Origin of the sequence: Pseudomonas sp. C9 (genome assembly GCF_002000165.1) — a bacterium.
Lineage (GTDB): Bacteria > Pseudomonadota > Gammaproteobacteria > Pseudomonadales > Pseudomonadaceae > Aquipseudomonas.
Window position 1 is genome coordinate 5,093,902 of record NZ_MPAK01000001.1, and the last position, 18,440, is coordinate 5,112,341.

At 60.2% G+C, this 18,440-nt stretch carries 16 protein-coding genes and 1 tRNA gene; 10 read left to right on the forward strand and 7 right to left on the reverse strand.

Going from position 1 to position 18,440, the window contains the following annotated elements; translation table 11 throughout:
• Positions 1-69 precede the first annotated feature (69 nt).
• Complete coding sequence (locus tag BMS17_RS23845; RefSeq protein WP_046030500.1) at positions 70-411, forward strand: hypothetical protein; 342 nt, start codon at positions 70-72, stop codon at positions 409-411.
• A gap of 247 nt (positions 412-658) precedes the next feature.
• Here the strand turns inward: BMS17_RS23845 and BMS17_RS23850 are convergent, their stop codons facing one another.
• Positions 659-1,318 carry a MarC family protein gene (locus BMS17_RS23850; protein ID WP_046030499.1) on the reverse strand — a complete coding sequence of 220 codons (660 nt, stop codon included), beginning with the start codon at positions 1,316-1,318 and terminating at the stop codon, positions 659-661.
• A 320-nt stretch (positions 1,319-1,638) separates the two neighbouring features.
• Between BMS17_RS23850 and BMS17_RS23855 the strand changes: the two genes are divergently transcribed.
• Complete coding sequence (locus tag BMS17_RS23855; RefSeq protein ID WP_256577221.1) at positions 1,639-2,634, forward strand: metallophosphoesterase; 996 nt, start codon at positions 1,639-1,641, stop codon at positions 2,632-2,634.
• Positions 2,635-2,685: 51 nt separating this feature from the next.
• Here BMS17_RS23855 and BMS17_RS23860 read toward each other — a convergent pair whose 3' ends face one another.
• The gene (locus tag BMS17_RS23860; RefSeq protein ID WP_046030494.1) at positions 2,686-3,546 is read right to left on the reverse strand and encodes a LysR substrate-binding domain-containing protein; all 861 of its coding nucleotides are present in this window, start codon (positions 3,544-3,546) and stop codon (positions 2,686-2,688) included.
• 132 nt (positions 3,547-3,678) lie between these two features.
• On the opposite strand from BMS17_RS23860, the gene BMS17_RS23865 reads away from it, so the two are divergent.
• The 5 genes from BMS17_RS23865 to BMS17_RS23885 all read left to right on the forward strand — a co-directional run bounded on the left by BMS17_RS23865 (position 3,679) and on the right by BMS17_RS23885 (position 8,152).
• Entirely contained in the window at positions 3,679-4,731 is a 1,053-nt protein-coding gene (locus tag BMS17_RS23865) for an agmatine/peptidylarginine deiminase (protein WP_077431914.1), read from the forward strand.
• Between the two features lie 4 nt (positions 4,732-4,735).
• Positions 4,736-5,644, forward strand: coding sequence for an N-carbamoylputrescine amidase (gene aguB / locus BMS17_RS23870; protein WP_046030489.1), 909 nt, complete (start codon positions 4,736-4,738; stop codon positions 5,642-5,644).
• Between the two features lies 1 nt (position 5,645).
• Complete coding sequence (locus BMS17_RS23875; RefSeq protein ID WP_077431915.1) at positions 5,646-6,749, forward strand: extracellular solute-binding protein; 1,104 nt, start codon at positions 5,646-5,648, stop codon at positions 6,747-6,749.
• A gap of 70 nt (positions 6,750-6,819) precedes the next feature.
• Positions 6,820-7,944: an agmatine/peptidylarginine deiminase gene (locus BMS17_RS23880; protein ID WP_077431916.1), complete on the forward strand. Its 1,125-nt coding sequence runs from the start codon at positions 6,820-6,822 to the stop codon at positions 7,942-7,944.
• A gap of 133 nt (positions 7,945-8,077) precedes the next feature.
• Positions 8,078-8,152: transfer RNA gene (locus BMS17_RS23885), tRNA-Gln, on the forward strand.
• Between the two features lie 74 nt (positions 8,153-8,226).
• On the opposite strand, the gene lipA is transcribed toward BMS17_RS23885, so the two are convergent.
• From lipA to BMS17_RS23915, 5 genes are all read right to left on the reverse strand, one after another.
• Positions 8,227-9,213 carry a lipoyl synthase gene (gene lipA / locus BMS17_RS23890; RefSeq protein WP_077431917.1) on the reverse strand — a complete coding sequence of 329 codons (987 nt, stop codon included), beginning with the start codon at positions 9,211-9,213 and terminating at the stop codon, positions 8,227-8,229.
• A 52-nt stretch (positions 9,214-9,265) separates the two neighbouring features.
• Positions 9,266-10,522, reverse strand: coding sequence for a serine hydroxymethyltransferase (gene glyA / locus BMS17_RS23895; RefSeq protein WP_046030478.1), 1,257 nt, complete (start codon positions 10,520-10,522; stop codon positions 9,266-9,268).
• A 42-nt stretch (positions 10,523-10,564) separates the two neighbouring features.
• Positions 10,565-10,948 (reverse strand): glycine cleavage system protein GcvH, encoded by a 384-nt coding sequence (gcvH, locus tag BMS17_RS23900; RefSeq protein WP_007942957.1) that lies wholly within the window; start codon positions 10,946-10,948, stop codon positions 10,565-10,567.
• 407 nt (positions 10,949-11,355) lie between these two features.
• A complete protein-coding gene (locus tag BMS17_RS23910) occupies positions 11,356-12,864 on the reverse strand; it encodes a sigma-54-dependent transcriptional regulator (protein WP_046030474.1) in 1,509 nt (502 codons plus the stop codon).
• 79 nt (positions 12,865-12,943) lie between these two features.
• Positions 12,944-13,858 carry a LysR family transcriptional regulator gene (locus BMS17_RS23915; RefSeq protein WP_046030472.1) on the reverse strand — a complete coding sequence of 305 codons (915 nt, stop codon included), beginning with the start codon at positions 13,856-13,858 and terminating at the stop codon, positions 12,944-12,946.
• Between the two features lie 151 nt (positions 13,859-14,009).
• Here BMS17_RS23915 and speB point away from each other — a divergent pair, with 151 nt between their 5' ends.
• From speB to BMS17_RS23930, 3 genes are all read left to right on the forward strand, one after another.
• Positions 14,010-15,008: an agmatinase gene (gene speB, locus BMS17_RS23920; protein WP_046030470.1), complete on the forward strand. Its 999-nt coding sequence runs from the start codon at positions 14,010-14,012 to the stop codon at positions 15,006-15,008.
• A gap of 67 nt (positions 15,009-15,075) precedes the next feature.
• Entirely contained in the window at positions 15,076-16,584 is a 1,509-nt protein-coding gene (locus BMS17_RS23925; RefSeq protein WP_077431919.1) for an aldehyde dehydrogenase, read from the forward strand.
• 285 nt (positions 16,585-16,869) lie between these two features.
• Positions 16,870-18,438, forward strand: a complete 1,569-nt coding sequence (locus tag BMS17_RS23930; protein WP_077431920.1) for a cytosine permease — start codon at positions 16,870-16,872, stop codon at positions 18,436-18,438.
• Positions 18,439-18,440: the final 2 nt, after the last annotated feature.

Consider the following 18,440-nt stretch of genomic DNA (forward strand, 5'->3'; position numbering starts at 1 on the left):
CAATGGCGGCGCCCTTGAGGCTGTTCCGTTGCTGGATGAACTGAACCTTTTATTTTCAGGATGAGCCCGATGCGCCGTTTATTCGTACCCGTCATGGCGTTTGCCTCTTTGTTGCTCGCCGGTTGTGCGTCGGCGCCGAACGATCCGACGCTGACCTTGCAGACCAGCAAGACCCCAGCTCAATACGCTGACTGCGTCGTGCCGAAATTGCAGGGCAATGCGTTGACCCCGACTGTCTCGCAGACCCAGCGCAGCTACCGGATCGTGGTGCCGAGCAAAATCTCGACGGATAACGTACTGGAAGCCTACAAGGCCGGGAACGGCGGCAAGGTGTTCATCTACGAGCGGCATCTGCTGGCTTCGAACTTGCTGCCTTCGAGTTTTCAACGCGCTGCACAGGATTGCATCTGACCCTGACTCGTAAACGCTTTTCACCGTGCTCCTTTGGTTGGCCGCAACCAACCAATTCTTTGCCCCGCACCGCATTCGGTAGCGGGGCTTTTTTTTGTCTGAGAATGCTCATGGTGAGTTCAAACCAGTCAATTGTCTGTTGGGCCGAACTCAATGCTGAAGATTTTTGATGAACCGCTTAAAGGCTGTTTTGATCGTGACGGGGCGGGAAAGCTATGGATTAGATCAACGACCGCCAAGAACGTGCCTACTTCGCCACCGCATTGAGGAGCACGCCGTACGACTGGAGGAATTCCACCGTGCCGTGGAAGATAAGGCCCACGCCCATGGCCGAGACAAAAAAACCGACGATGCGGGTCGCGGCGTCGATGCCTTGCGGGCCGATCTTTTTCAATATGCCCTTGGCGTAGACCAGTGACAGGTAGGTGGTGAACATCGTGGCGCAGATGGCCAGGGCCACGACAGCGAACGACATCACCGCGCGATTGGAGTCCTTGATGGTGCTGGTCAAGCCAATAACGGTAGCGATGGCGCCGGGGCCAAACATGATCGGCATGGCCATCGGGATGAAGGCAATGTCCTGGTCACCCTTGACGCTGCTGGGAATCAGGCTGCTGTTGGGCGAGGGGGCGAAAAGCTCGAAGCCGATTTTCATCAGGATCAACCCGCCGACCACCCGAATCATGCTCAGGGGCACCTCGAACAGACGCAGCAGCAGGTTGCCGAAAATCAGAAAAAAGAACATCAACAACAGTGCATAGAGGCACGCTTTGCGCGCTACTCGGCGCAACTCGGCGGCGTCCTTGTCATGTAGCAACCCCAAGAACACAGGAATGGCCTCCAATGGATTGATGATCGCCAGGAGGGTGGTAAACATTCCGAAGAACAGCGTGAGGTACGAGTTCATGGGGGGTGCCTGAGAAGGGGCTTGCGATTCACCCTAGCTGATCGGGAGGCAACTCACCTCGAACGGTGCCGAAAAAAAGCCGGACTTGCGGACGGGAGGTCTTCCGAGAGGCGCGCAACGTCGAATGGAGGCGGGGTAGGGCGCAAAAGCAGACTTCAAAATGAATGCGGTACGAATTTTTAACGAAGTACCAACAACTGGAGTGATCTATTGAAGGGGAGGTTGAACCTGACTTCCCCGCCTGCCGATACCCAGTGAGTGACCGATTGAAACGCACGACTTCATCCTCTATTGCAAAACGTTCGGTGTTCAGGAAAGTAGTGATTTGCTCTGGCGTCACCATTGTTCTTCTGCTGATCGCCGGGGGGGATTGGCTGTATACGCCCCCATCGCCTTATGTTCCGTTGAGTGCGCTGGACCCTGCGTCGGTATCGATGATCGCCGTGGGCGATCAAGGCAGCGGTAACCTGCAGCAGTGGCGGGTGGGGCGGGCCATGGAACGAGTCGCCGCCAATGAGGGGCGACTGAACATGGTGGTGTTTCTGGGTGACAACTTCTACGGCAAGCCGTTAGCCAGCACCCACGACCTCAACTGGCAGACCCGATTCGAGCGTGTCTATTGGGGCCATTGGCTCAGTCATGTGCCGTTCTATGCGGTGCTGGGCAATCACGATTACCCGGCGTCGCAGCAGTATGAGATCGAATACGGACAGCAGCACAAGGGATCGGGCCGCTGGCAGATGCCGGCGAACTTTTACGTCAAGGATTTCGGTGACGTCGACGGGCGCCCCTTGGTGCGAATGGTGTTCCTCGACACGTCGGCACCGCGTGAAAGTTTGCAGCAGCAAATCGACATGATCGATCAGGCATTCCAGGCACCCGGTCCGGGTCCGGTGTGGCGGATCGCTGCGTCCCACCACCCGGTGCGCAATCAGGGGCAACATGGCGAGGAGTCGGATCTGGTTGCCAGGCTTCTGCCGGCCTTGCAACGCAACAATGTCGATCTGCTTTTGTCAGGCCATGATCACAATCAGCAATTACTGCTGCGCGCCGGGGAGCCCGCGTGGGTCATCTCCGGTGCGGGAGGGCAGAGACTTTATGCCCTGAATACACCTGCGCCGGACAGTGCGTTCGCCGCATCACGGGCCGGGTTTGCCAAACTCGACCTGAATGCCCGTCAACTGCGTTTGGCTTATTACAATGATCGCGGTGATCTGGAAACCGATTATCGCTGGGCCAGAGACTGCCCATGGATGGCCAAGGGCTGTTTACTGCCCGGGGCGTCGCAAGGGCGCATCGCGCAGTCGGCACAATGACGGAAAACCGGGGCGCCAGTCATTTACGAGGCGCCAGCGCAGTGGTATCGGTCACGAATCTGCCCCCTCCAACTGACTCACCAGCCACTCACTGAAACTCTTCGCATTGCTCTCGCTGTCACGGTGGGTCAACAACGCCCAGTTCGGGCCGCGAATGGTTTGTTCCACCAAGGGTTGCAACAACCCGTCAGCGCACGCCTGCCGGCTCAGTAACTGGCTGACCAGGGCGATGCCAAGCCCCGCGCAGGCAGCGTCCAGCAGCAGGCCGGGGTCGGAGAAATTCAGCCCCTGATCTTGCTGGCCGACATCGATCCCGGCTTCCACCGCCCAATGGCTCCAGTCCATTTCCCGCTCGCCATGCAGGGTGCTGCGCTGTTCGCTCGCCAGCGCCAATTGGCTCGGATGGCAGGCCGGGAAGAGGCGGTCGGCGTGCAGCACTTTGAAGCTGCATTCGGCCTGGGAGCTGATGTCGTCGCGCACCGCAATGTCGATGGTCTGGGTGGTCATGTCCGGGACTTCATCGGTGCTGTAAATCCACAGGTCCACCTCCGGATGCTGACGGCGGAAGTCCCCCAAGCGTGGCAACAGCCAATGACGCGCGAACGCCGGCGTGGTGTTGAGTACCAGTTGATTGGGCTTCTGGTATTGCCCGAGACGCCGAATGCCGACGGCCAATTGTTGCAGCAGTGCCTGGGTGGTGCTGAGCAGATCGTGGCCGGCATCGGTCAGGCTGACACTGCGACCGCTGCGAAAGAACAGGGGTTGTTCCAGGTACGCCTCAAGGCTGCGGATCTGCTGACTGATGGCCGACTGAGTGAGGTGCAACTCGTCGGCCGCCTTGTGAAAACTGCCCAAACGGGCGGCGGCTTCAAAGCCGCGAAGGGTGCCGAGCGGGGGCCAGTGCTTGAGCATCGATAAGGTTTCCTAATCAGTTTTCCACTAAATCCATCGTTTGTTCGCCCATTTTTACAGCCGTAGCATGCATGCCAAGACCGCCAAGGCAGTTTTCGTTGAACACAATGGCTTAACTTAAAGGTGCTTGTCATGCAGCAGAACGAAATTCGAAACAGTGGCTGGTGGATGCCGGCTGAGTGGGCTCGACACGCCGCGACCTGGATGGTCTGGCCGCACAACCAGGCACTTTGGGAATCGGGTTGGGGCGTGACGCTGGCACTGGTGCAAGAAGACTTCGCCCGTGTAGCCAATGCCATTGCCCGTTTCGAGCCGGTGAAAATGGTCGTCGATCCATCCGCCATTACCAGTGCCAAAGCCTTGTGCGGGCCCAGCATCGAACTGATCGCCCTGGCGGTAAACGACAGTTGGTGCCGCGACTCCGGCCCGAGTTTCGTCTGCCATCCGCAACAAGGTCTGGCCGGTGTGAGCTGGCGCTTCAACGCGTGGGGCGGCAAGTCGGTGCATGATCTGGACGAAAGCCTGGCGCGCCGCGCGCTCAATCATCTGGGCTTGCCGTGCTTTGGCACACCGCTGAGCAACGAAGGCGGGGCCATCCATGTGGACGGCGAGGGCACGCTGATCACCACTGAGTCGGTGCTGCTCAACCCTAACCGCAACCCGATTATGAGCAAGGCTGACATGGAGGAGATCTTCACGCGTTTGCTGGGCGTGAAGAAGACCATCTGGCTGCCGGGCGATCCGGACTATGTGACCGGTGACATGACTGATGGCCATGTCGATGGCGTCTGTGCATTTGCCCGCCCTGGTGTGTTGCTGGTCGACGCCACCCGCGATCAAGGCTCGGTGTATGCCGAAGTGGTCCGCGAAAACCGTCGTGCGCTGGAGCTGGCAACCGATGCCCAAGGGCGCAAGTTCGAGCTGATCGAATTGTATGAAGCCACCGATGCCGTCGACACCGACGCTGAAGTGTTCTGCGCTTCCTACACCAATTTCTACATCGCCAACGGCGCGATCATCATGCCGGCCTACGGCATCGATGCCGACCACGTCGCGGCCGACGTATTGCGCCAGGCGTTCCCCGGGCGGGAAGTGGTGCCGGTGCGGATCAATCATCTGGCCCATGGCGGCGGTGGGGTGCATTGCATCACCCAGCAGCAACCGGCATGGCCAGTGGAGGGTTGATCTGATGACACTTTTGACGATTGCCACCACCCAGATGCCTTGCACCTGGAACCTGCAACACAACCTCGATCAGGCCGAGCAGTTAGTGCGCGACGCGGCGGCCAAGGGCGCCCAGGTCATCCTGCTGCAGGAGCTGTTTGCCACGCCGTATTTTTGCATCGAACAAAGCCACAAACACTTGGCGCTGGCCGAAGAATATCGCGACAGTCCTGTGCTCAAGCGTTTCGCCGCGCTGGCCAAGGAGTTGGGTGTGGTGTTGCCGCTGAGCTGGTTCGAGAAGGCCGGCAACGCGTACTTCAATTCGTTGAGCGTGGCCGATGCCGACGGGCGCTTGTTGGGTGTGTATCGCAAGACCCACATCCCCAACGCCATCGGTTATCAGGAGAAGGAATATTTCAGCCCCGGCGATACCGGTTTTCGGGTCTGGGACACCGCGTTCGGCCGCCTCGGCGTGGGCATCTGCTGGGATCAGTGGTTTCCCGAGACCGCGCGTTGCCTGGCGTTGATGGGCGCTGAAGTCCTGCTGTTTCCCACCGCCATCGGCTCTGAGCCTGGCTGCACGACCCTGGATTCCCGGGACCATTGGCAAATGACCATGCGCGGTCATGCGGCGGCCAACATCCTGCCAGTGGTGGCTGCCAACCGCGTCGGCCGCGAAGTGGCGACCACCGATCCCGAGCTGCAAATGAGCTTCTACGGTTCGTCCTTTATCTGTAACCACAAGGGCAAGATGCTCGCCGAAGCCGACCGCGACAGCACGGGCGTGTTGGTGCACAACCTGGACCTGGCCGCGATGCGCGAAGAACGCTTGAGCTGGGGCATTTACCGCGATCGCCGCCCGGACATGTACGGGGCGTTGTTGAGTCAGGACGGTCGTCACCTCAATGCACGCTGGAATACTCAAGGGGTTTGACATGCAAATCGCCAACAAACGCGTGCTCGGCGCCTTGGGCCTGGCCCTGTGCTGCGTGATTCCGTCGCTGCACGCCGAAGAGAAAACGCTGCGGCTGTACAACTGGGCTGATTACTTTGCCGAGGACACGCTCAGCCGATTCACCGCCGAAACCGGGATCAAAGTGATCTACGACGTCATGGACGGCAGTGAAACGCTGGAAGCCAAGATGCTCGCTGGCGGCAGCGGTTACGACTTGATCTTCCCCGGCGACACCGTCGCCGAACGCTTGATGCGTGCGGGCAGCCTGCAGCCGCTGGATCAGTCAAAAGTCATCGCGCTGGATGACGTCGAACCCGGTTTGCAGAAGTTGCGTTCGCACTATGAGCATTCGAGCAAGGCCACCGTTCCCTACACCTGGGGCACCATCGGCCTGACCTACAACGCCGAGCAGATCAAGCAGCGCATGCCGGATGCACCGGTCAACAGCCTGGACATGCTGTTCAAACCGGAGCTGGCCGCTCGGTTCGCCGATTGCGGTATCTCGATGATCGATTCGCCGGACGAAGTGCTGGCGGTGGTGCTCAATTACCTGGGCAAGGATCCCCGTAGCGCCAAGCCTCAGGACCTTGCTGCGGCCAGTGACTTGCTGATGAAACTGCGACCGCACATTCGCAAGTTCCAGTCGCAACCGGTGACTGATCTGGTCAATGGCAACCTGTGTCTGTCGCTTGGCTACAGCGGCGACATGACACAGGCGCAACGGACCTCGGACAGCGCCGGCAAGAACACCACGTTCCAGTATCGCGTGCCCCGTGAAGGCACCACGGTGTGGATGGACACCATGGCGATACCGGTCGACGCCAAACACCCGGAGTACGCCTACGCGTTCATCAACTTTGTCATGCGCCCGGAGAACATGGCCGCCATCAGCAACTTCACCGGCTACCCTACGTCCAACGCGAAGGCGCGTCCGAGCGTCGATGCGGCCATGCGTAATAACCCGGACATTTACCTCGATGAAGCCACGTATGAACGGCTGATTCCGGGCAAGGACATCCCCCAATCCGATATGCGCGCGCGCATGCGCACCTGGACCAAGTTCAAGACCGCCACTGCCCAGTGACGTTCGGTCGGCACCCGGTGCCGGCCTTCAATCTTTCAGCAATAACGAACAGCTATTCAAGGATTCACACATGTCGACGCGTCGCCAGTTCATCAAACACGCATCAGTAATCGCAGGTATAGGCGCCGCTGCGTCCATGGGGTTCAGCCTCTCGCCGGTGTCAACACACGCTGCCACCGGGGGGCAATGGTTCATGCCGGACGAAGGCGACAAACATCAGCGTGCGTTCATTGCCTTTGGCGCGCAGGAGGCGATCTGGGAAGACTTTACCGCCGACGTGCAAGAGGCCCTTGGCCTGATCGCGCGCACCATCGCCGACTACGAGCCGGTGACCGTGTTCTGCCGCGCCAGCGAGCGGGAACTGGCCGAAGAGCACTGCGGCACGTCGGGCGTCACCTACGTCACCACTGAGCTCGACGATATCTGGATGCGTGACATCGGCGCCAACTTCGTCATCGACGGGGACGGCGGATTGGGCGCCGTCGACTTCAACTTCAATGGCTGGGGCAACAAACAACGGCATGCCAAGGACGCGAAACTGGCCGCGCTGGTCGCCAAAAACGCCAAGGCCAGCTACCTGCGCAGCGAACTGGTGGGCGAGGGCGGTGGTATCGAAGTGGACGGTCACGGCACCGGGATCATGACCGAAAGCAGTTGGATCAACAGCAATCGCAACCCGGACTGGAGCAAAGCCGAGGTCGAGCAAGAGCTGAAGGAACGCCTCGGCTTGCGCAAAATCATTTGGCTGCCGGGCATCAAAGGCAAGGACATCACCGACGCCCATGTCGACTTCTATGCGCGTTTCGTCAAGCCGGGGGTGGTGATCGCCAACCTCGACAACGACCCCGAATCCTACGACCGCAAAGTGACATTGGCCCACCTGGACATTCTGAAAAACGCCACGGACGCCGATGGCCGCAAGCTGCAAGTGCACACCGTGTCGCCGCCGCTGAACCCGCGCAAAAGCAAGTTCAACAAAAACAACCCGGATTTTGCCGCTGGCTACATCAACTACTTCGTGATCAACGGGGCGGTCATTGCGCCTGAGTTCGGCGACAAAGCGGCCGATACCAAGGCCTTCGACCTGTTGTCCGAGCTCTACCCGGACCGTGAGGTGGTGCAGCTCAACATTGATGCAATCTCGGCCGGTGGCGGCGGCATCCACTGTGTGACCAATCATCAGCCACGGGTTTAATCTGGCGTCGTGCCCGTTGTAACTAAACTTGATTAATGTTAAGTGGCTGTTTTAGAACAAAAATATGTTCGGTAAGGGCTTCCCATGTTGCGGGAAAGTTGATAAATTTCCGCCCGTTCGTAGCAATTGCTACAGGGGCGTCGCCAAGCGGTAAGGCAGCAGGTTTTGATCCTGCCATGCGTTGGTTCAAATCCAGCCGCCCCTGCCATATTTCAAGAAACGCCAGACCTGACCGGTCTGGCGTTTTTTTATGCCTGTGATTTTCTCTCCCGGCGATACACCTCAGCGTTCAACCGACTTCGCTCCTTGCACCTGTTGGTCGGCATGGTAGGACGAGCGCACCAACGGGCCAGACGCGACGTTCTTGAAACCCATGCGCGCACCTTCCTCGGCAAACCAGGCAAACACGTCCGGGTGCACGAAGCGCTGGACTGGCAAGTGACTGCGTGACGGTTGCAGGTACTGGCCGAGCGTGAGCATGTCGACATCGTGCTCGCGCATGCGCTGCATCACCTCGATGACTTCCTCGTCGGTTTCGCCGAGGCCCAGCATCAGGCCGGATTTGGTCGGCACGGACGGAACCAATACTTTGAACTTCTGCAACAGGTCCAGTGACCACTCGAAATCCGAACCCGGTCGCGCCGCTTTATACAGGCGCGGCACGGTTTCCAGGTTGTGGTTGAACACATCGGGTGGCTCAGTGGCGGTGATCGCCAGCGCGACGTCCATGCGCCCGCGATAGTCCGGGACCAGGGTTTCCAGTTGCACGCCCGGCGACAATTTGCGGATTTCGCGCAGGCAATCGACAAAGTGTTGGGCGCCGCCATCGCGCAGATCATCGCGGTCCACCGAAGTGATGACCACGTACTTCAGGCGCAGGTCGGCGATGGCCACGGCGAGGCTCATCGGCTCATCGGCGTCGAGCGGTTTCGGCCGGCCGTGGCCGACATCGCAGAACGGGCACCGACGGGTGCAGATGTCGCCCATGATCATGAAGGTCGCCGTGCCACCGGAAAAACACTCGCCAAGGTTCGGGCAGGACGCTTCTTCGCAAACGCTGTGCAGCTTGTGTTTGCGCAGCAGTTGCTTGATCCGGTCGACCTCGGGAGAAATCGGCATGCGCACCCGGATCCAGTCGGGTTTGCGAGGGAGTTCATCGGTCGGGATGATCTTGACCGGAATCCGCGCGACCTTTTCCGCACCGCGCAGTTTGATGCCAACTTGCATTTTTGCCGGGGCGGTGCCGGTTGGTTCCATCACTGTACTCATGTGTTTCTTCCTTTGGCGCGAGCGGGAGGGCGGTTAACCCTCCCGTGGCTGATCAGTCGCGGTAGACCGGGAAGTCACTGCACATTGCAGCGGCTTGTCGGGCGACGTGCGCCTCGACATCGGCATCACCAAGGTGATCAAGCAGGTCGCAGATCCATCCCGCCAACTCGATACTCTGCGCTTCCTTGAAACCACGGCTGGTGATCGCCGGCGTGCCGATGCGCAGGCCCGAGGTCACGAACGGCGATTGCGGATCATTGGGCACGGCATTCTTGTTCACGGTGATACCGGCGCGGCCGAGGGCGGCGTCGGCGTCTTTGCCGGTCAGGCCCTGGCGAATCAGGCTGACCAGGAACAGGTGGTTGTCGGTGCCACCGGAAACGACGTCGAAACCCCGATCGATAAAGACCTTGGCCATCGCCTGGGCATTGCGGATCACCTGCGCCTGATAGGTTTTGAAACCGGGCTCCAGCGCTTCCTTGAAGCACACCGCTTTGGCCGCGATCACGTGCATCAGCGGACCGCCCTGACCGCCCGGGAACACTGCCGCGTTGAGTTTTTTCTCCAGTTCCGGATTGGCCTTGGCCAGGATCAGGCCGCCACGCGGACCGCGCAGGGTTTTGTGCGTGGTGGTGGTGACGACGTCGGCGAAGGGGATCGGGTTCGGGTACAAGCCGGTCGCCACCAGCCCGGCGACGTGGGCCATGTCGACGAACAGGTAAGCCCCGACTTTGTCGGCGATCTGGCGGAAACGCGGGAAGTCCAACGTCTTGGAATAGGCGGAGAATCCGGCGATGAGCATTTTCGGTTTGTGCTCGACGGCCAAACGCTCGACTTCGTCGTAATCAATCAGCCCGGTGGCGGTGTCGATGCCGTACTGCACGGCGTTGTAGAGCTTGCCGGAAAAACTCACTTTGGCACCGTGGGTCAAGTGGCCGCCATGGGCCAGGCTCATGCCCAATACGGTGTCGCCCGCTTGCAGCAGCGCGAGGAAGACGGCGGCGTTGGCCTGACTGCCGGAGTGTGGCTGGACGTTAGCGTAATCGGCGCCGAACAATTGTTTGGCCCGGTCAATCGCCAGTTGTTCGACCACATCAACGTGTTCGCAGCCACCGTAATAGCGCTTGCCTGGATAACCTTCGGCGTATTTGTTGGTCAGGCCACTGCCTTGCGCTTCCATCACCCGTTGACTGGTGTAGTTCTCGGAGGCGATCAGTTCGATGTGGTGCTCTTGCCGTGCGTCTTCGGCATTCATCGCCGCTAGCAGTTCGTCGTCGTAGCCTTTGATCTGGTCGTGTTTGCTGAACATGGTGTGGTCCTTTTTCGGATTCAGGAAATGCGTGGGGGGGCTTCAAGCGTCGGCGTGTTCTGCGGTCAGGCGTTCATAGGCGTCTTGATCCAGCAAGTCGCTCAATGCCTCGACATCGACCGGTTTGAAGCGAAAGAACCAGCCTTCGCCCAATGGGTCTTCGTTGACCCGTTCCGGAGTGCTCTCGAGCGTCGCGTTAATCTCGACCACTTCACCGTCCAGCGGCATGCCGATACTGCTGGCCGCTTTCACCGATTCCAGTACCGACACTTCAGCGCCTGCATCGAAGGCGCCCAGTTCAGGCACCTGAACGAACACCACATCCCCCAATGCCTGCTGGGCAAACTCAGTGATGCCAACGGTGACCAGGCCATTGCTCTCAAGGCGCAACCATTCGTGATCGACGGTAAAACGCAATTCGCTCATAACAACTCCTCATTGTTCAGACTCATCCACTGCTGGTGGCGGATGACGTTTACAGGCTCGTGCGGGGCAGCGAGCGTGGCTGGAACAGAGATAGCAAGGGCGATGCCAATGTTGGTTAGTTGTTTAAAATCAAAGAGTTGTTATGTTATTGAAAGTGCCAATAGGGTTTTCCTGTATTGAAATCAATACGGACAAGAGGAGGGCAACGAGCAGGGCAGGAAAAAATGGGGTCGCAGAAGGTTGTCTTGAATTCGATACGCTGTAGCGATTTCAAGACGACTACAAATCCCTGTGGGAGCGGGCTTGCCCGCGATGAGGGAGTGTCAGTCAACATCAATGCTGAATGTCACACCGCTATCGCGGGCAAGCCCGCTCCCACAGGGTCCTTGTGTTGTTTGGGGCAGGGCTCAGGGCTTGGTGGGAATGCCGTACTTGCGCAGGCGAATGGCGATGGCGCTGTGTGACGTTTGCAGCCGCGCAGCCAGCAAGCGGCTGGAGGGATAACTGCGGTAAAGCTGTTCCAGCAGGTGCTTTTCAAAGCCTTCGACGGCAGCTTCGAGGCTGCCCACTTCACCGTCGTTTTGCCGCTCTACAGCGGTTCTGGCAATGTCCAGATCGTCGATGTCCACCAGCGGATTTTCGCAAATCGCCGCCGCCCGGAAAATCACGTTTTGCAGCTGCCGAACGTTGCCCGGCCAGCGGTTGCCGAGCAGGGCAGGAAAGGTGCTTGGGGCCAAACGGCACACCGGACGCTGGATCTGTGCGCAGGCCTGCTGCATGAAGTGGTTGGCCATCAACAGGATGTCGTGGCCGCGCTCACGCAGCGGCGGCACTTGCAGGTTGAGGACATTGAGACGGTAGAACAGGTCCTCTCGAAAGTGACCTTCAGCGACCATTTTTTCCAGGTCGCGGTGGGTGGCGCTCAGCACCCGAACGTTGACCTTGACCTCGCGATCGCCACCGACCCGACGGAAGCAGCCATCGCTCAAAAAACGCAGCAACTTGGCTTGCAGGTAGGGCGACATTTCACCGACTTCGTCGAGGAACACTGTGCCTTGGTCTGCCAGTTCCAGCAGGCCGAGTTTGCCGCCACGCTGGGCGCCGGTGAAGGCCCCGGCGGCGTAGCCGAACAGTTCGCTTTCGGCGAGACTTTCCGGGAGGGCTGCGCAGTTCAACGCCAAAAACGGCGAATCGCGCCGCGTGCTGATCGCATGGCAAGCGCGGGCCACCAGCTCTTTGCCGGTGCCGGTTTCTCCCTGGATCAACAGCGGCGCGTCGAGCGTGGCCACGCGCTGGGCACGGGCCTTGAGCGTGCGAATCGCCGGGGATTCGCCCAGCAAAGCATCGAACCCTTCGGCATGGTCATGGTGCAGCGCCGACAGGCGTTCGCCGATGCGGTTCGGGTGATACAGCGTCAGCAGGGCGCCGGCATCGGTGATCGGCATGGCGTCCAGCAGCAACGTCTGGCCGCCCAGGCTGACCTCGTGCATGGGCAGGCGGAAGTGGTGTTCGATCAGCGTCTGTTGCAGCGACGGATCATCGAACAACGCACTCAGCGATTCACCGGCCGGTTCGCGACCACACAAAGCGATCAGCGCCGGGTTGGCCAGCAATACAAAACCGCGGTCATCCACCGCCAATACCGCGTCGGTGCTGGCCGCCAGCAAGGCATCGAGTTGCAAGCTTCGGCGTTGCCCCGGAAGGATGTCGACCATCGTCACCGCTTGCACACCTTGTACGCCGAGAAACGCCTCGCGCAGCTCTTCCAGAACATCGACGCCGAGGGTCGGTGCATCGATGTAAACGTTCGGTGGCACCATCTCGACGGCGTCCAGATTGAACCGGCGCCCACCGAGCAGGGCCAGTACTTCCTGGGTGATGCCGACGCGGTCGATGAAGGTGACGTGGATGCGCATAACGGGCCTGCAAGGGTGGCGAACGGGGTGGTGGCGTCAATGAGTATGCCGGGCAGTGTTGACCTGTGGCGAGCGCAGATCAGCCATTGCCGGTTTTACGCGAGCACGCGGCCAGGTCTTCGAGGAACGCCTGGAGGATCGGCGGCGGGGCCGTACCGCGCCGGGTAATCACGTCGAACGGCGACATCAATTGCAAGCTGTTCGGCGCCAGTTGATGCATCTCCCCGGTCTTGATCCACTGGCTGGCGAAGTGCGCCGGGAGAAACCCCAGATAGGCCCCGGAGATCAGCAAAATGGCGAGCGCCTCGATGTTGTCGACGGTGGCCGCAGCTTTGCTGACGCCCAGGTGTTCAAGGTCGTATTGCTGCATGTAGCCGCGCACGACAATCCGGCTTGCGGCGATTTCTTCGAGCAGTTCATCACCTTCGGCCTTACTGCCATACAGCGGATGCCGCCGCCCGCAATACAACCCCAACGCTTCCTGATACAGCGGTGTGTGCAGCAGGCCCGGAACGTGGATCGGGAAGTGCCCGATGGCCAGGTGCAACCGGCCGTCGAGTACGCGTTCTTCGAGTTCGGCGGGGGTGCCCACGTACACGTTGAGGTGCACGTCGTGCCCCCTGGACACAAAGCGCTGAGTGGTGCGCGGCAGCGGCGAATCGGGGTCGGTGATGGTGGTGTCGATGATCCCCAGGTTGAGCTTGCCGCTGATGTGCTGCTTGAGCACGTCGGCGTCCATGCAGAAATTTTCCACCGCCGACAGCAGGCGCTGGGTGGCTTCATGAATGGCCACGCCTTGCTCGGTCAAGCGAAAGCCGCTGCGCCCGCGCTGACAGAGTTTGACCCCCAGTCGGGTCTCCAGATGAGTCATCTGTTCGCTGATGGTTGACTGGCCGGCGTTCAACGCCGCTTGCGCTGCGGAAAAACCGCCGCACCTGACAATCGTGGCAAACACCCTGAGTAATTTCAGATCGACATCGTGCAGTTGAATCACGTTGGATCTCCCGCGTGTGGATGCATCGGTAATGCCGATATGAGTATCTGATGTTTAGCATTTTTTCCACGAAAACCTGCGCCCATAGTCATTCCAACGGCGGTCGCCTTGCAGTCCGCCCAGCCGATAACAAAAAGTGGAGAGGCTTGAAATGTCGAACAACGGTTATGAATCCGGTCGTCTGAACCTGCCATTCGTGGGTCATTGCACCTTTGGCAAATCCCCGGTGTGCACCGATTGGGACGCGCTGGATGCCGACGTCGCGGTGCTCGGCGTTCCCAACGACATGGGCACCCAATGGCGCTCCGGCGCACGCTTCGGACCACGCGGGATTCGCGAAGCATCGACGCTGTTTTCCTTCGGCCATGCCGGCGCCTATGACCACGAAGACGACGTGATGTACCTGACCGCCGCCGACGTGCGCATGGTCGATGTCGGCGATGCCGATATCGTGCACACCGACATGGTCACCAGTAACAAGAACACCGAATACGCCGTGCGCAAGATTCTCGATGCCGGTGTCATGCCGGTGGTGCTCGGCGGCGATCACTCGGTGCACGCGCCGGTGATCAAAGCGTTCGAGGGCCGTGGCCCGATCCACATCATCCACTTCGATGCGCACCTGGACTTCGTCGATGAACGCCACGGTGTGCGCTACGGCCACGGCAACCCGCTGCGCCGCGCCTCGGAAATGAACCACATCGTCGGCATGACCCAGATGGGCATCCGCAACGTGTCGTCCTCCAACCGCGATGACTACGAAGCGGCCCACGAGGCGGGTTCGAAGATTCTCTCGGTACGTGATGTACGTCGCCTCGGCGTCGAGGGTGTGCTGGCGTTGATCCCGCAGAACATCAATTACTACATCACCATCGATATCGACGGTTTTGACCCGTCCATCGCCCCGGGCACTGGCACGCCAAGTCACGGCGGCTTCCTCTACTACGAAGTGCTGGAAATCATCCAGGCCCTGGCCAAGCGCAGCAAGGGCAACATCGTCGGCATGGACCTGGTGGAGGTTGCACCGGTGTATGACCCGAGCGGCATGACTTCGATTCTCGCCGCGCAACTGCTGCTCAACAGCATCGGTTTCATCTTCCACGAGCGGGCCAAGGTGCGTGCGGCCGAAGGCGAAGCCACTCCGGCCTGACGGCACGGATCGATCCTCGAACCACAGTGACCCGGCAGGACCTGACTGCCGGGCAGAGAGAATAAAAATGGACACGATCGTTAAGCAGTACCTGCAGAAATTTGGCGTCTCCGAAGCGACCCAGACCTTCCTCGGCAAGGTGCAGAAAATGTTCATCGGCGGTGCTTTTGTCGAGGCCAGCGACGGGCAGACGTCCGATGTCATCGAGCCGTCGACCGAAGGCCTGATCACGCGTATTCCGATGGGCACCACCGATGACCTGGACCGCGCCGTGCAAGCGGCTCGCGCGCAGTTCGACGGCGGCGCCTGGCGCCAGGCCAAACCGGCCGAACGCGAACGGCTGATCCAGCGCCTGGCTGACCTGATTGAACAGAACGCCGAGGAGCTGGCGCAAATCGAATCGATCGACATGGGCAAGTCCGTAGCGTTTGCCAAAGACGTCGATATCCAGGGCACAGTCGACACCCTGCGTTATTTCGCCGGTTGGGCGACCAAGCTTCACGGGCGCACCGTCGAGCCCTCGCTGCCGGGCAATTACCTGGCCTATACGCGCAAAGAACCGGTGGGTGTGGTCGGCGCTATCGTGCCATGGAACTTCCCGTTGCAAACCATGGCCTGGAAGCTCGGCGCCGCCCTGGCGACCGGTTGCACCGTGGTGGTCAAACCCGCCGAGCTGACCTCGCTGTCGGCCCTGCGTTTTGCCGAACTGGTGCAGGAAGCCGGCATCCCGGATGGCGTCATCAACATCGTGTCCGGGCGCGGCAGCGTGGTCGGCGCCGCCATGGCCACGCACCCTGGCATCGACAAACTGACCTTCACCGGCTCGACCCCGGTCGGCCAGACTGTCGGCCGCGCAGCGCTGGAAGACATGAAGCGCCTGACGCTCGAACTCGGTGGTAAATCGCCGGTCATCGTCTGCGCCGACGCCGACATCCCGGCCGCCGCTCAAGCGGTCGCCAACGGCGTGTTTTTCAACTCCGGGCAGGTATGCGACGCCGGTACACGGGCCTATATTCATAGCAGTGTCTACGACGAATTCCTGCGTGAACTGATCGCCTATACCCGCACGTTGAAAATCGCACCGGGCCTGGACCCTGACTGCTTCATCGGTCCGCTGGTGTCGGCGCTGCAAAAGCAACGCGTGACCGAGTACATCGAAACCGGCAAGCAGGAAGGCGCCGAACTGGTCTACGGCGGCCAGCCCGTCGATGGCCCGGGCTTCTTCGTCGAGCCGACCATCTTCGCCCATTGCCGCAACGACATGCGCATTGTCCAGGAAGAGATCTTTGGCCCGGTGCTGGTCACCGCACCGTTCGACGATGAGGAAGAGGCGCTGGCCTTGGCCAATGACTCGGTGTACGGCCTGGCCGCAGCCCTTTATTCCAATGACCTGGGCAAGGTGCACAGCCTGATTCCACGGCTGAAGGCCGGTTCGGTCTACGTCAATGCCCACGGCACCCTCGACCCGTCGATGCCGTTCGGTGGCTACAAGCAGTCCGGATTCGGCAAGGACCTGGGCGCCGAGCAGCTCGATTACCTGCTCGAAACCAAGGCCGTCTGGATCACGCTGCCCTGAGTCACGGCTGACGTCTTTCTGTCGGTTCAGCCGCAACGCAATCCGTAGCAGCTGGCGAAGCCTGCGTCCGGCGGCGCAGCCGTCGTAAAACCAGTGAGGGTGGTGTGTCTGGTAAGCCTTGGTCATCGGGTTTACGACGGCTGCGCCGCCGGACGCCGCCTTCAGCAGCTGCTACACGGTTCGCGGCATCTTCAACAACAGGGAACGGCAAGGATGCGCCCGGGCGTCGTTCACCCGAAAGAATGCAGTTATTCCGTCATGATCTTCCAACAATAAGAGTCCATCATGAACACTGACGCCAAAGCCGCTCCTAGCGTGTCGCTTCTCGATGACAAACCGATCGTCGAAAGCCATTCGATCGACTTCATCCCGGAGCACGAACGCACCGACAAACTGTCGAGCCAAGGCCCGTTCTGGTTCCTCGGCAATTTCACCTTCTTCACCATGACCATCGGCTTCGTTGGCCCAAGCGTCGGCCTGACTGCGCTCTGGACCACACTCGCCGGCACGCTGGGCATCATGTTCGGCACGCTGTTCATGGCATTTCACGGTTCGCAAGGCCCGCACCTGGGCCTGCCACAAATGATTCAGTCGCGTGCGCAGTTCGGCTATCGCGGTGTGATTCTGGTCCTGCTGGCGACGCTGTTTGTGTTTGCCGGGTTCAACATCGTCAACCTGGTGTTGATGATGCAGGGCTTGCACACCTTATTCGGGTTCGAACCCTGGGTGATCGCAGTGGCGGTGACAATACCGGCGGCGATCCTCGCGATTCTTGGTCATGACTGGATGCACCGCAGTTTCAAATGGGCGTTGTACTTGTCGATTCCGCTGTACGGGCTGGTCACGCTGGCGGTGATGATGGGTTGGGTGCCTGATGCGGCGATGCCAGTGCTCGCCGCCGGTGAGGTGGCGCCTGCTCCGTTGGGCTTCAACTGGACCGGTTTCATCGCCCAGTTCGCGGCGGCGGCCAGTTACAACATCGCCTACGCGCCTTACGTCTCCGACTATTCGCGTTACCTGCCGAAAAACACCTCCAGCGGCAAGCTGATTGCGGTGGTGTTCCTGGGCGCGTCGTTGTCCGGTGCGTGGATGATTTCCGTCGGTGGCTGGCTGGCCGATCACCTGCACTCCACCGATGTGCTGGTGGCCCTTGGACAAGTCGGCAACACCGTTTCACCGCTGATCGGTACGGCGGTGGTGGTGATCACCATTCTGGCGTTCCTGCCGGTGATTGCGATGAACATCTACAGCGCGAAACTGACCACGCTGACCTGCGTCGACTCCATCAAGCACATCGAGCCGACGCGCAAGGCGCGGATCCTGGCGATCGGTTTTGTGATCCTGCTGCAACTGGGCGTGGCCCTGAGCATCCAGAGTTCGGGCAAAGGCTTGTCGGTGCTGGGGATCTACCTGGTGGTGATGCTGTACTTCCTGGTGCCCTGGACCTCGGTCAACCTCACCGACTATTTCTTCGTGCGCAAAGGCCGCTATGCCATCCCGCACTTCTTCATGCCCCACGGCAACATCTACGGCAGCTGGGGCCTGCGTGGCATCGCCGCGTATGCCATCGGTTTCATCTCTATGATCCCGTTCTTCTACATCTACGACGGCGTTGAGCAGCGTGAGGTCTATGTCGGCCCGCTCGCCAAGGCGCTGGGCAGCATCGACATCGCCTGGCTGGTCGGGCTGATCGTATCGGGCCTGGTTTACTACTGGTTCAGCCGCTCGATCGACCTCAAGCGTGAAGAAGCCGTTATCCAGCACATCGAGAAAACCTCTCCTCAATACACCACTGGCGATTCGCTGACCCAACGTTCGACGCCGGTATTCAACGAATCGACAGCCGGGAGATAACC

Excerpts from the sequence above, each read along its gene's own strand:
- BMS17_RS23845 (WP_046030500.1), top strand. The coding sequence starts at position 70 with ATGCGCCGTTTATTCGTACCCGTCATGGCGTTTGCCTCTTTGTTGCTC.
- BMS17_RS23850 (WP_046030499.1), bottom strand. The coding sequence starts at position 1,318 with ATGAACTCGTACCTCACGCTGTTCTTCGGAATGTTTACCACCCTCCTG.
- BMS17_RS23860 (WP_046030494.1), bottom strand. The coding sequence starts at position 3,546 with ATGCTCAAGCACTGGCCCCCGCTCGGCACCCTTCGCGGCTTTGAAGCC.
- BMS17_RS23865 (WP_077431914.1), top strand. The coding sequence starts at position 3,679 with ATGCAGCAGAACGAAATTCGAAACAGTGGCTGGTGGATGCCGGCTGAG.
- aguB (WP_046030489.1), top strand. The coding sequence starts at position 4,736 with ATGACACTTTTGACGATTGCCACCACCCAGATGCCTTGCACCTGGAAC.
- BMS17_RS23875 (WP_077431915.1), top strand. The coding sequence starts at position 5,646 with ATGCAAATCGCCAACAAACGCGTGCTCGGCGCCTTGGGCCTGGCCCTG.
- BMS17_RS23880 (WP_077431916.1), top strand. The coding sequence starts at position 6,820 with ATGTCGACGCGTCGCCAGTTCATCAAACACGCATCAGTAATCGCAGGT.
- lipA (WP_077431917.1), bottom strand. The coding sequence starts at position 9,213 with ATGAGTACAGTGATGGAACCAACCGGCACCGCCCCGGCAAAAATGCAA.
- glyA (WP_046030478.1), bottom strand. The coding sequence starts at position 10,522 with ATGTTCAGCAAACACGACCAGATCAAAGGCTACGACGACGAACTGCTA.
- gcvH (WP_007942957.1), bottom strand. The coding sequence starts at position 10,948 with ATGAGCGAATTGCGTTTTACCGTCGATCACGAATGGTTGCGCCTTGAG.
- BMS17_RS23910 (WP_046030474.1), bottom strand. The coding sequence starts at position 12,864 with ATGCGCATCCACGTCACCTTCATCGACCGCGTCGGCATCACCCAGGAA.
- speB (WP_046030470.1), top strand. The coding sequence starts at position 14,010 with ATGTCGAACAACGGTTATGAATCCGGTCGTCTGAACCTGCCATTCGTG.
- BMS17_RS23925 (WP_077431919.1), top strand. The coding sequence starts at position 15,076 with ATGGACACGATCGTTAAGCAGTACCTGCAGAAATTTGGCGTCTCCGAA.
- BMS17_RS23930 (WP_077431920.1), top strand. The coding sequence starts at position 16,870 with ATGAACACTGACGCCAAAGCCGCTCCTAGCGTGTCGCTTCTCGATGAC.